The 13183-nt window shown below is 53.9% G+C and carries 11 protein-coding genes; 4 read left to right on the forward strand and 7 right to left on the reverse strand.

What is annotated here, in order from left to right:
- Nucleotides 1-304 precede the first annotated feature (304 nt).
- The 5 genes from CFLAV_RS13540 to CFLAV_RS34905 form a co-directional block, all read right to left on the reverse strand.
- Nucleotides 305-1576, reverse strand: a complete 1272-nt coding sequence (locus CFLAV_RS13540; protein ID WP_007415305.1) for a glycoside hydrolase family 99 protein — start codon at nt 1574-1576, stop codon at nt 305-307.
- A gap of 78 nt (nt 1577-1654) precedes the next feature.
- Nucleotides 1655-2524 (reverse strand): prepilin-type N-terminal cleavage/methylation domain-containing protein, encoded by an 870-nt coding sequence (locus CFLAV_RS13545; RefSeq protein WP_007415306.1) that lies wholly within the window; start codon nt 2522-2524, stop codon nt 1655-1657.
- Nucleotides 2525-2587: 63 nt separating this feature from the next.
- On the reverse strand, nt 2588-3211 hold the full coding sequence (locus CFLAV_RS13550) for a response regulator (protein WP_007415307.1): 624 nt from the start codon (nt 3209-3211) through the stop codon (nt 2588-2590).
- Nucleotides 3208-6969, reverse strand: a complete 3762-nt coding sequence (locus CFLAV_RS13555; protein ID WP_007415308.1) for a sensor histidine kinase — start codon at nt 6967-6969, stop codon at nt 3208-3210. The genes CFLAV_RS13550 and CFLAV_RS13555 overlap by 4 nt, the downstream gene beginning before the upstream one ends.
- Before the next feature lie 447 nt (nt 6970-7416).
- Nucleotides 7417-7674 carry a hypothetical protein gene (locus CFLAV_RS34905; RefSeq protein ID WP_150107406.1) on the reverse strand — a complete coding sequence of 86 codons (258 nt, stop codon included), beginning with the start codon at nt 7672-7674 and terminating at the stop codon, nt 7417-7419.
- A 29-nt stretch (nt 7675-7703) separates the two neighbouring features.
- On the opposite strand from CFLAV_RS34905, the gene CFLAV_RS34910 reads away from it, so the two are divergent.
- Entirely contained in the window at nt 7704-7979 is a 276-nt protein-coding gene (locus CFLAV_RS34910; protein ID WP_007415310.1) for a hypothetical protein, read from the forward strand.
- A gap of 37 nt (nt 7980-8016) precedes the next feature.
- On the opposite strand, the gene CFLAV_RS13565 is transcribed toward CFLAV_RS34910, so the two are convergent.
- Both CFLAV_RS13565 and CFLAV_RS13570 read right to left on the reverse strand, forming a co-directional pair.
- On the reverse strand, nt 8017-8256 hold the full coding sequence (locus CFLAV_RS13565) for a hypothetical protein (protein WP_007415311.1): 240 nt from the start codon (nt 8254-8256) through the stop codon (nt 8017-8019).
- An 81-nt stretch (nt 8257-8337) separates the two neighbouring features.
- Nucleotides 8338-8550: a hypothetical protein gene (locus CFLAV_RS13570; RefSeq protein WP_007415312.1), complete on the reverse strand. Its 213-nt coding sequence runs from the start codon at nt 8548-8550 to the stop codon at nt 8338-8340.
- A gap of 82 nt (nt 8551-8632) precedes the next feature.
- Here CFLAV_RS13570 and CFLAV_RS13575 point away from each other — a divergent pair, with 82 nt between their 5' ends.
- Genes CFLAV_RS13575 through CFLAV_RS13585 form a run of 3 tightly spaced genes read left to right on the forward strand, consistent with a single transcriptional unit; the run spans nt 8633 to nt 13165 of the window.
- A complete protein-coding gene (locus CFLAV_RS13575) occupies nt 8633-9550 on the forward strand; it encodes a prepilin-type N-terminal cleavage/methylation domain-containing protein (protein ID WP_007415313.1) in 918 nt (305 codons plus the stop codon).
- A gap of 50 nt (nt 9551-9600) precedes the next feature.
- A complete protein-coding gene (locus CFLAV_RS13580) occupies nt 9601-10581 on the forward strand; it encodes a hypothetical protein (protein WP_007415314.1) in 981 nt (326 codons plus the stop codon).
- A 43-nt stretch (nt 10582-10624) separates the two neighbouring features.
- A complete protein-coding gene (locus tag CFLAV_RS13585; protein WP_007415315.1) occupies nt 10625-13165 on the forward strand; it encodes a glycoside hydrolase family 99 protein in 2541 nt (846 codons plus the stop codon).
- Nucleotides 13166-13183 lie beyond the last annotated feature (18 nt).

Below are 13183 nucleotides of genomic sequence, written 5' to 3' on the forward strand. Positions count from 1 at the left end.
TGAAATTACTCGAATGCTACTTCACAAGTGGCGCTAACAACATCCCCGAAAGTGGGGGATCAAACTCAGGGCGTAAAATTGTTGCATAGACCAAAGGTTTGCCATGGATTATGGGCGTCGCAGCGGGTTTCGGCGAGACTCCAGCTTGACCAACCCTGCGGTCTTTACTCGGAAACGGTACGCGTCAAGAAGCTTCTCTCCACTCTTTTTGGAAATGATCTTTGGCAGTCATTTTAACACAGCGACTTCGCGCCACCTACAAATAGTCTGACGCTCTGCCACGGAATCACGCTGCTGATAACAGTTAGCGCGTCTGTTCAATACGTCGCTTCGAATAGTGCGCTTCCAATCCGTCGATGTTTCTTCGAGCCGTCTCGAGTTCTCCTTTAAATACCGACTCAATAATGGCATCTAACTGAGCGTTCAACTTGATGTCAGTTGGCAGCGCAGTGCGAAGTTGGTAAATGCGAAAAGGAATGCTGAGATCATTTGTACCAAATGAGAAACTGGAGTCGAGGTACTGCCTCCGCTGTTCCTGAACGATGCCAAGATCTCGGAATCCGTATTCCACTGTTGGCTCAATCATTGTGCCCTCTTCAAAATCATTCCAGGTTACGATCTGAACCATGGTTGAGGCGTTTGTCAGCGCGCGTGAAAGGGTCTCGCGAAAAGTTCGTCCCTTCCGATCGCCCAAGTACCCGATATAATTCCGCACACCGGCGGATTGATAAATATCATGAAACCGGGGAAAAGCGCTGCTGATGGAGGCGGGCCAACTGCCTGCACGCTCCTCGAAACGGTCGAAATAATTCTGCAACGCCGACACGGACAAAACTCCCCGAGACCCTGGTGACAGACTCAGCCACATGGGCGGCCAACTAAAGCCACCGACGCCTGCCGAAACCCGATAGTCTTCAGTGAAGAATGCGGGCTGATTCGTGGCCTTCAACGCTGAGAATATTTGTTCCCACTGTCCGGTGCCTTTGAAGTATTGCGGCCCGAAATTCAACAGGACTGGCCGACCGGCCTGTCGCAGGTAACACGGGTCCGTAAAGAAGTTTGTTTCCGCGTAAAGGAGCGTTTGCTGCGCATGAGCGATTGCGTTCGATGTAGTCAGTCGACCTTGTGCAACCTGTCCTTGGATCACTTGATCTTCGAAACAAAGCGCGAACTTCAGGCCCGCTCTGCGCACCTCTTTGAATAACGCCTTCGTGCGTTCGTTGTTCGCACCATAATCAAGGTAATCGTCCGCACCATGCCAATCCACAATTACGCCATCGATTCCGGCCAACTTGATCAGGAGTAAGTGATATTCGAGCACATTGGGATCCGCAGAATCATACGGACCTATGAGGGGGTGATACCAAGAGGCAATCTGTCGTTGCCCGGTCGCGTCAATATGATCGGGGTCGAAATGCGCCATGGTCCAATGCCAACCCCATTGATCTGTGAATGGCTTCGCGACAAACCACGGTCGATAATGCACCAGCAAAGGCTTGGAGGCCGCGTAAGCAACGACAGAGTGCAGAGCGATGAGCAAGGTGAAAGCCGCCGCCAGTTGTCGCGAAAGTTTCATGCACCAAGTCTCGCAACCAGAGGTTTCATCAGTCAATTCCGAAACCAACCTTGTCCGATCCAACCCGGGTCGTTCGCACTATTTCTGACTAGGGGTATGCGCAGCGAGCCATGCCAAATCGGCATTCGCCGTGACGTTGACTTGTTGCACCAGTGTGTAGGTGACTGGCCGCAAGGTTTCTGAAGTCTTCCATTTGTGGATCTCAGCATGGCCATCTGCGAAAGCCATGCCGCAAGCCTTATTGTGGTTGCCTGAAGGAAGCTCCGTGAACTGACCCGTCCCATTGGTCGCTCCAGCGTCGGTGTAGAGAATTGGGTCGTCAATGCTATCAGGATGCTCATCAGTGAATACCCAACTTTCCGATGGGCCTGGAACGACCAGATCCGAACTTTTGGTCGCCCACCAATAGGAGGCACTGAATGGAAATCCCGTGTACTTGGAGCCCCCGCCGACGGCGCCGTTCATCGCCACGCTGCGACTGCGCTGCTCAAAACCTGCCGACCGTTGAGGGGGGCTCAGGTAATTATCCGTCGGACACCGATAGATCTTGACGGCTTTTGCGGTATAAGTGCCGAGCAGAGCATTGGCTTCGTCTGTCAAATTCAAAGTATTGGTGTTTTGTGGGTTTGCGTTCCAAGTCAGATTTCCATAAGCCCAGGAAGGCACTGAAGGGCTGCCAAGTTGAGGCCAATCCTGATTGAGCACCAGTCTTTCGTTGTTATCTCCCGCATACATCATCCAAGCCAGGCCGAGTTGCTTCTTATTGTTCATACACGCAATCGACTGGGCGCGCTCTTTGGCCTTGCTCAGTGCCGGAAGAAGCAGCCCAGCCAGTATGGCAATGATTGCAATGACGACCAGTAATTCAATAAGCGTAAATGCAGTCACTTTGCGCTGAAGTTGCATAACAGCCAAACTCGGCTTGGACTGCCCATCGGGTGTGTTCATATCTTCATTTTAGGCCATGGCTTGGGACCCAATAGTCCCATGAACTGGGGACGCAAGAGATTTTCAACGCCGCATGTATTTTGCCACTGCTTCAGTACGGGACTGGACGTGTAATTTCTGATAGACTCGTTTCAGGTGCGTACGGATGGTTTCGATGCTAATGCCCAAATCGCAGGCAATGGCTTTGTAGGTCATCCCTTTTGCCAAACAGTCCAGGACATTTTGCTCCCTCGGCGATAGGTGGGCTTCGGTGGGTGAAACAGGTGCCGACTTCTGAAATGATGCCACAACTTTTCTAGCGATGGAACTCGACATCGCAGAGCCACCCGCACTGACGTCGCGGATGGCCTCAAGCAATTTCGCCGGCGCGGCGCGTTTGAGAATGTAACCGTTTGCCCCAGCTGAAAGCGCACGGAAGATTTTGTCGGTGTCTTCGTACACCGTCAGCATGACAATTTGCATTTCCGGCAGTTCAACCTTCAACCGCACGACGCACTCGATACCGTCCATGCCTTCCATGTTGATATCCATTAATGTCACATCGGGTTTTTCAATGGGCAGATGCTTCAGCGCCTCCGCCGCGCTTCCGTAGGCACTTATACAGCGGAACTCCGGGGTGCCTTTTAGAAATGTCATCATGGATTCGCGCAACTTTTGATTATCGTCAACGATGGATACAGTGATCATTTTACTTTTTCCTTGGCTTCTCGATTTAATGGCAATTTGAATTCCACAGCCGTTCCGTGTTCAGGCGTGGATTGAATCCGGCATTGTCCCCCAATGGCTTCCAGGCGTTGGCGCATGTTCTGCAAACCATCCGCCGATTCGCGTGTTTGGGATGCCCGGGTTGTTTCTCCAAATCCCTTGCCTTCGTCTCTCACTTGGATTCGCAGTACGGCATCGGAGCAGGCGATAGTTACCTTTACCCGGTTTGCTCCGGAGTGCTTCAACACATTCGTTAATGCTTCATGCACTGCGAGAAAAAGGTGATGACGCGTCTGGGACGAAACCGGGAAATGTGGCAGTTCTTTCGGAATTTCCAGTTCGCAGTTCAAGCCGGTGCCCTGGAAATAATTCTGCGTGTATTGCGCGATGTAGGAAGCGACATGCTCAAGCGTGTCATTCTGCGGATTCACGACCCAAACAATTTCATCCAGCGAATGCAACAAATCGCGGGAGTCGTGTTCGATCGCCCAAATCTGTTCCTTGAGTTCGTCGTTGTCATTGTCGAGTCGGGCCGCATGCGCGCTCAAAAATGAAATGCGGCATAGCTTGGCGCCTATTTCGTCATGCAAATCCCGCGCAATGCGTGTGCGCTCCCGCTCCAGTGCATTCTCTTCTTCCAGAAGTTTCATGTGACGCTTCATTTTTTGGTGTTCCAGATAGCGAGCCCCGCCAATGACGCTCGCAAGCAAGCCCACGCTGGCCAGGGAGAGAACCCACCAGTGTTGCCAGAAATAAGGGGAGACCGAGAAGTCCACTGCCGTCTCGGCGTGACGCCCATTCGCTCCGTCAACCGAAACGATGAATTGATAATCACCGGCGGGCACATAGTTGTATTGAGCTATGCGAGAGCTGCCTGCTTCGGTCCACTGCTGATCCAAACCTTTCATTTGATAGCGGAAGCGCAATTGCTCCGGGTTTTCGAAGTGCGGACTTGAATAGCGTAACTCGAGGTGATGATGTCCTGGCCCGACATGAAACGCTGGAGATTTTCGGCTTTTCGCTGATCGTGACGAGGCTGCTATCGGCTTAAATCCAGCTGCAGGAAGCCCGTCAACCATGACTTCTTCGAGCAACAGCACAAGCCCGTTCGTCGCGACGGCACATTCGAGCGGATCGACGACCGTAATCCCATTATAATTACCGAACCAAAGGCATCCTGAACTGCTGCTGCAGCCCTTTGGGTAGATTGTGTTTGAACCAGGACTTTGCAGGAGGTTTTCGGTCGAGCCATTGCCAAATGGAAAGGATCCAAGCACAGCCAGACCGTCGGAAGGGCTTGAAGGCTTTTCCGCGCAGGTAACTCCGCCGCGGTGACTCAACCACAGTCGCCCAGCGCGATCCTCCAACAGGCCGTAGATTTTGTTATCGGACAGTCCGGAGGGCAGGGGGTAGACTGAGACCTGCTTATTCGCCACGGCCGCGAGTCCTCCCTCGACCATGGCGACCCAAAGCGTTCCCTTAGCGTCCCGATGCAATGCCTGGATCGAAGTCCTAAGGAGTCTGTCGCTGAAATTTACCAACCCAGTTTCTCCAACGAGATAAAGTCCCCCGCCATCAGTGCCTACCCAAATTTGGCCGTCCGCTTCCGCTGCCATTGCGACCACCGGACTTTTCGATCCTGATTGTGCGTGTATCCGCAAACGGCCTTGATCGAGTCGCAATATCTGTCCTTCACGCGTGCCCGCCCAAATGCTTCCGTCATTACCTTCGGCGAGCGCCGTAATGTTAACACCTGGCAACTGGAACAGTTGGCTCTCATCGGCGACTGCTTGAGGATCGCGAATCAGTAACAAGCCTTTGCCGCAAGCCAACCAGCAGGCTTTATCACGCGTCACCAGCATGGCACGAAAATTTGAATCCTCAGGGCCTAACCCGGCAACCGAAAGGCGGCGGAAGCTTCCTCCCTCCCAACCAAGAAGCCCATGCTCCGGCTGGATGGCCCAAATCAAACCCGGCGCTACTTCAGCGACGCTCGCCACGGGTCCTTTGCCCAAGCCTTCCGCCTGTCCAAGTTGAAAAGTCTGTTTTCGTTTAAGTAGATGAAGTCCGGAGCCACCGGCGATCCAAAGGTTGCCGCTGTGATCTACGAGCATCGCGCTCACTTCGTTCACTGGAAATCCAGCACTGGCATTGACCGGCGTCAAGGTGTCCTCCCGGAATTGATACAACCCCTCGCTCGTTGATCCGGCCCAAACAGATCCCTCGGCATCGGACGTGAGAATTCTGACATGCGGCGATTGGCTGTTGCGTGGAATCCGATACCGACGCCAGTGTCCTTTATCATGGCAAAGCACGGCATCGCCACTGGCGGCTATCCAGACTCGACCTTTACCGTCGGTCACCACCGATTGCGGATTTTGCAACGTTTCGTCGGAAGTTCCTTCCGGCCATTGTGACACCGCACCGTTCCGGTAGCGAAAAATTCCAGCGTTCCACACGGCAATCCAAAGCGTGCCTTCGCGATCGCGAAACAACGATTTCACAGCCTTGCCCTGCATGTCTCCCGCGCCCGCAATGGAATGGGGCTGGCTGCTCCGCCAGACGGCCAGACCCGAGCTTGTGCCAACGAAAATTTCTCCATTGTCACCTTCTGCAATCGCAGTGACGTTGGCTGATGGCAGTCCTTGTTGGACAGTAAACGTTTCAAATTCACCGTTCGCGTAGCGCGTCAGCCCTCTGTCGGTGGTGCCGATCCACAAAGCCCCTTGCGAGTCGCCGAAGAGAGTCTGAACGATGCCGCCGCCGGTTGCGGCTCGTGTCTCAAACGGCACAAATCGCACGCCATCAAATCGGACTACGCGGTCATCGCTGGCGAGCCAGAGATAGCCGTCGGCAGTTTGCGCGAGAGCGCGAAGATCTGTGCGGGGCATCCCCGGCTCACGCAACCAGGTTTCAACAACGAATCGTTGCGAATTGAAGAAGAAGTTCAATTCATCTTCAATGGGCATCGCACTGCTTGGGTCCACGAAATCAGAGAAGCTGGTTGCAATCGCAAGATCGCTGAAAACCCAGCCTTCTCCCGCGCCGCCATGACGCAGGCGGATTTCATCGAAGGATGCATTTGCATTGAAGCGCGTGGTCAGCGATTCGGGTTGGTGCACTTCCGTCGCTCCCACGCTGAGATCCGGATTGAGCCAGACAGTAACAAGATCGTCCCCGCCGGCAACATACTGCACCTTGAAAATGATGGTTCGTTCCACGCCGCGGCGAGGAAACTCGTAATGCGGTGATTGTCCGGTCACCACATCATCATGGCTTGACGAGTGCAGGTCGAGATAGCTGGATGCTGGAGCGGTCGTTTCGGCATCGCCCGTTTTGAAAAACGCGCTATACGCATATGCAGCCAGTGCGTTTCCCACGGCGAGTCGTTCTGTATCCGTCTCAAAAAGTTCAAACGCAGCGAAGTACTCTTCAGTCTTGGAATCGGACAGAGGCGCAATATGGAATTTGAAATAGAGCGTGTCGCGCGCCGTATCGTCACGTTTCAAAGCCCCCTTGAGAATGTCGCTGCCCGACCCTGAATTATAAATGAGAGTTGCTTCAGGATTACTCCAGAGTGTGGTGGCCTGCGTCACTGATGTAGCCAGCAGCCAGACCAGGCCGAAACCGAATGCACAAGTACGCCCGAAACGTAAGGCAGCAATCGAACTTGAGTCGAACTCGAGTGGCCTTTCTGGCTCCCGATTGAAAAGTCGAAGAGCATTGTAGATCGCTCTCACAATTCGGTGGTCGGTCGGCTTGAAAATTCGATATTCGGTGATGTTCGGTTAAACCTTCCTATTCACTGAACAGGTTATCTGTTTAGGAAAAACAGGCGGCAATGATTTTGGTAAGCGCTGCAATGCATCGAAATCGCGCTCCTGCGTATTGAAACATTACTTTGGGCAGTTGTAGCCGCATCGAGTTCCTTTCGTCGGTGGTTTAGCTGATTAAACCGACAATTTCCTCCAAAGTCCAGACGTGATCTCAGATTCGGCTTCCGTTGCTCGCGTCCAACGCAAAGTATTGGTAATACAAGCAAAATTATTAGCACAAGAAGTCGAGAGTAAAATCATAGCTGTGCAACGTGGTCTTCGTGCCGACGTGGTGGGAATAATCAGGCCTACGGCGACAACGGGTTCTTTCACATCTAGCTGTTCCAAAGGCGGATACCTATCGTTTTTGGTTCAGGGAATGCACTTCAGGCGGTAATAGGCCGTGACGGGGGGGGAGTTGGTAACGCCCAATGTGAAGTTCACATTGGTGGCGCGTTGGACGTTGTAGCTGTAATCGTGGATGCCAGACAGAACAGCTGTGATGTTTGATGCTGTGATTGTCACGCTTCCGCTGGCGTCGCCAAAGAACGGCAGGTAGCAATGAAATGAGCACGGTGCCGCTGTTCGTACCGCCCTGACCATCGTGGATCGTGTAAGTAAAGGCCTCATCCACATTGTTTGCCGACACAAGAATAAAAGTGCCGTTGTTCGACAGCGGCGTGCCATTCGTTGTAGTCACGCTCGTTTCGACGCCACTGCTCAAAACGACGGCGCTCAACGCCGTGTCATTGGTGCGGAAAATCACATCGCCCGTCGGAGTCGCGACACCTGTAACCGTGTTGGTGAACGTCACGGTGTCGCCGAAACCTGAAGGATTGAGTGAAGAGGCAAGGGCGGCGGACGATACGGCCTTGTCTACGGTGAATGGAGCAGTGGTCGCACTAAGATCCGGGAACGAGGCGCTCTTTGATTGAGGAATCCAGCAGTCTGTCTGGTCAATGTGATTTTGTTCTACGTGCCCAGTGTGCCACCGACATTGTCAAAAATCCCCACAGCGCCTGTTGACCGGGAAGCCAGGGACGAAAAGGTAACGAATGCGTTTTGAGCAGTGGTACGAGTGGGTCGCACTTCGCCATCACCGGCACTGAAAGTCAACGCCGACATATTCTCATTGCGGGCTGCTGCGACACCCGTGTTATCCACAATGAATGTCCCTGTTGGCAGTGGCAGTGCTCCAGATTGTTGCCGCATGGCTTGCTCGCGTGATAAGCGCGACTAAAAGGCACGTTGCTGCGAAGAGGGTTTTGGTTTTCATGATTTTCCTTTCTGGGCTCAGTTTGTAATCTGCATCGCGATGGAACTGAAATCTGATTCCGTCATTAACGGCGCGGCTGACGGCAGCACAAATCCATAGTGCTGACGCGTCGCGTACGAGCGTTGCTCTTCCTGGAAAAGATAAACGTGGAACGTATCGAAGCTTAACGACGTGAAGATTGTCTGGTAGTCCCATGAAATGGGGACGGTATGTTCACGCTGCTCCGCCATTACGCCGTCCCCACTTCATGGGACTGCAACGGCAGGCTGCCAACTGATAATCATAAGCAAACCCCAAAAGCAGCTTTGTTGCATGACCAGTCAAAAAAAAGAGCCTGTCGTTAATCAGTTCCATCATGCTTTCACCCTGATCGAACTGCTCGTCGTAATCGCCATCATTGCCATTCTTGCTGCGATGCTGCTTCCCGCACTGAGCAAGGCGAAAGATAAGGCCCTCGCTGCCGGTTGTTTGAGCAACACCAAACAGATAGGGCTTGCAGTTCTGATGTATGCGTCCGACAGCAGCGAGATTTTCCCAACGCCGGTTCAATGGTGGACGCCGCCTCCTTATGTGAACTCCAAAGGTTTGAAATGCGGTGGCGAATGGAAGGGCTCGGGCGTCAACAGCGGGGCGAACACAATCGCGCCGATGCTGGTTTTGTACATGCCGAACAACAAAGTCTGGGTGTGCCCCAAGCGGAAACGCGGCCTGACCTATACCACCGAACCGGGAGAGTTCGATCCCAGCATTACAGGATTCCTTTCCTACGGCTTCAACGAAATCGGAGTTTTTGGCGGCGCGGACCCTGTGACCGGCGATATGAAAACGCAGTATTTCAAAACTTCCAGTGTCAGTCGGCCGTCCGACGTGGTCGCCATTTCCGACGTCAGTGGTTCGAACGATCCAAATAATGCCGGCAGCGGGGACAGTAGCGCTGACGCTGCGTGGCTTGACACTGTTTGGGCGCGCTACTCTGGTCCGGGCCGGGGCGTTTCGGGAATGAACGGACGGCTCCAAACCGCCCATGCCAAACATAATAAACGTGTGAACATCATTTACGTTGACGGCCACGCCGCACCGTCTTTGCCAAGCAGGATTACCTGGGGACAATTCTGGGGCGTACTGACGCCGAACACTCCGTTGCAGGATTTTGGCGGTGGAAAGATTTCGAGCGATCCCATCAGCGAGCCAGCGTACGATGCCCAGGAATGGTCGAGCGCGCAAGAATGATCGACCCGCAAATTTGATTCGAACCCAAATAACACGAAAGGCCACCACCAATGAGAAATGCATTCGCTGCCTGCGTCGTCGCAATCGCGATGCTCGCATCAACCGTCCACGCGCAAACCGGGGTTACCTGGAATCCGGGCGGGCCGGATCCGGGTTTGTGGAGCAATCCGGCAAACTGGGGCGGCACTGTGCCGGTGTCCGGCTACAAGGCTTTCATCAACAACAGCACCGTTGGTCCGTGCATCGTGGACGGCGTGGCTGGCGGGTGCCAAATCACCATCGCCAACGGCGGCGGTCCATCAACGCTTATTGTCACCAATGGCGGCGACCTGACAGCCGGTGATACGAACGGCGACATTCATAACATCGGCTGGACGCAAATCGGCGGCAGCGGCACAGGCTCAATGATCATTGAAAACGGCGGCAACGTGAAATTCATGTTGCACCTTTGGGTCGGCCAGGATCCCGGCGGCGTCGGCACGCTCATCATGAATGGTGGCACAGCTTCGGTTACCAACCATCCAGACGGGAATTGGCAGTTGGGTTCAGGCGGTACAGGTTACATTTACATGAATGGTGGCACGCTGTTTTTGTTGAAATGGGACGGCACCAATCAAGTCAATGGCGCCTCTCACATTGACATCGCCGGGGGAACAATAATTGTGAACGGAGACAAGACAGGAATCATCAATTCGCTTAAAGACGCCGGCAAGATTACAGCCTATGGCGGTAGCGGTACACTCAATATAGACTACAACAATATCAACCCTGGCAAGACGACGATTTCCGCGCAGGGCATTGGAGTATCTGGTAGGAAAATCAAGAGCATTGAAGTCAATGGCGGCAACGTGACGATCAAATACGAGACGACTTCCGGAGGAATGTATCATTTGGAGTCCAGCGCCTCGCTATCCCCTGCATCATGGGCAACAGTGCCAGGAAGCACGGTCACCGCTTCAGGAACCGAAGAGATATTCTCGTTTCCCATTCCAAGCAATGAACCAACTTTTTTCCGCGTGGCCTCCCCGTAAACGGGGACTTGCCGCGAAACGGGTTTCTCGGGAAAAGGTTGCGATGAAGCTTCTGTGCATTACCACTGGTGTTGTCCTTGTCGTTGGGAGGCAGGCATGTTTCGCCGTGCCTGGTGGGTTGCGCTGTTTCCTCGTTATTCACCTGGCCCTTCTCCTTGCTTTGTCGTCGCCAGCCGCGAACACGGTGAATCTCACACCGATTAGTTGCTGCGACCAATCCATCATTACCACGAACATCGGCGGCCAAACAGTGTGGCGGAACGTTCCAGGCAGTTCCTTCATCGGTTTTGCGGTGCCGACCAATACTTTCACTTACACCCCGGGCATGCCTGTTTATCTTGAAGCGGTCTATTACGACGAAGGCGACGGCCAGATCAGTTTGCAATACGATTCCATATCCGGCGGGGCGTATGCGAGCTCGCTTCGGCACGTTCGGACTTCGCGCGTGGACACGAAGTCGTTCGTGCATGCCTATTATGTTTTGCAGTCGCCGGATTTTCGTCATCGTCAAGGCACCGGAGCGGATCTGCGTCTGGGTCTCGGAGGCCAGCCGCCATTGTCCATGCAGCGATGCACGATTCAGAATTTCCCGTTCACCAACGAACAATTCCAGGCCGTTCTCGCTGCGCCATGGTTGCAACCTTACTCCGGTCCGACGCGGACTGATGTGGATAACAACACGTTGAATCAGAAAGTCATGGTTGGTTACCAGGGCTGGTTTCGTGCACCGAACGATCTGGCCGACAGTGGCTGGTTTCATTGGTTCAAAAACGGCTCAGCAAATCCAACAAACTACAACACTGATATGTGGCCGGACATCTCCGGCTTCGACGAGGACGAACTGTTTCCTTCGGGCACGATCAAGACGCGTAGCGGCTTGCCGGCAAAACTATTTTCCTCCACCACACCGAAGACCGTGAGCCGCCACTTTCAATGGATGCGCAAATACAATATTGACGGCGCATTCCTCCAGCGTTTCGTCTCCGCCAACAGCGGCGGCGCGTTCGGTGGCGATGAGTTCGCGCTTGCCAATGTCCGCGCCGGTGCGCACGAGGAGGGACGCATCTGGGCGATCGAATACGATGTCTCCTCTCTTGGCACAAACAACGCGCTAACAACCATCAGCAACGACTGGCGGTGGCTCTGCGATGTGGTCGGTGTTCGCAACGATTCACGCTACGCGCATGAAAACGGAAAGGCGGTGGTGTTCGTCTGGGGACTCCCTTTCACCCACAACAATTTCACGCCTGCCGCGGCCGACGATATCATCAATTTTTTCAAGAACGATCCTGTTTACGGCAGCAACTATGTCATCGGCGGCTGGCCCAACACTTGGCGCAGCATGAGCACGTGGAGCAACCATTTTAAACTTCATGATGGCGGATTGATCTGGCAGTCGCAGAATCACCTCCTCGACCGCCAGCAGATGAACGCGTGGAACATTCACTATTTTCCGCACGTTGCGCCAGGTGGATCGTGGTCGCACCTCCAAAAATATTCCAGCGAGAGTGAGCGCGATTATGGCCCGCGCACTGGCGGCGCGCTTTACTGGCAGGCGATTAACGATGCACTGAACAGCGGCGCGACGCGGTTGTTCGTTGGCATGTTCGACGAATACGATGAAAGCACCGCCATCATGCCGATGACGGATGACCCGCCCGATCATGCACCGAACATTGGAAGGTTTCTCACGAACCTCGGCAAGCCGTCCGACTGGTGGCTGTGGCTCACTGGCGTCGCTCGGGATGTGTTGCGAGGCACTCGCGGGCTGGTTCCCGCGGTACCCACCGAAGCTGAGTATGCGAATTTTATGGCTACGAATGGTGTCACCGGGCTTCCGCCCGCGCGCCGGGCCACGCTGCTAATTCCGCCCGGCGCGATCTGGAAATACCTTGATACCGGCGTTGCGCCCGCCGCGAATTGGACAAGCAACAGCTTCAACGAGGCTGGTTGGAAGAGTGGTGCGGCGGAGTTGGGCTATGGTGACGGCAGTGAAAAGACAACCATCAACTTCGGTGGCGATGCGAACAATAAATACACCACCACCTGGTTTCGTAATTCGTTCGTCGTGACCAATCCGGCTGATTATTTTTCATTGGTGTTAGGCATCGTGCGTGACGACGGTGCTGTTGCTTATCTGAACGGGCAGGAACTTTACCGCATGAATCTCCCGGAGGGCGCGATTTCTTCCAGTACATTGGCAATAAATGATGTCAATGGTTTCGACGAACGTGCCTTCTTCGAGCGTAACGTGGATTCTGCATTGCTCATTCCCGGAACGAACATGCTGGCAGTAGAAGTTCATCAAGTTAGTGCATCCAGTCCCGATCTGAGTTTTGACTTCACACTCACAGGACTGACGACCGAACAAGTGCGTCCGCGACTTGAAATAAGTTCCAACTCGGGCGGCGTTAAACTGAGCTGGCCGGCAGCCACGGGATTCTTCGTGCCCTTCACAGCGAGCAATTTGTCCACGGCGACATGGACTTGCACGACCAATATAGTTGTTCTTTCGAACGGTCAATGGCAGGTGACGCTTCCACTCTCAATCGGGCCTCAATGGTTCAAACTCGGCGCACCCTGAATACCGAACACAGTGACA

The sequence above is a fragment of the Pedosphaera parvula Ellin514 genome (assembly GCF_000172555.1).
Taxonomy (GTDB): domain Bacteria; phylum Verrucomicrobiota; class Verrucomicrobiia; order Limisphaerales; family Pedosphaeraceae; genus Pedosphaera.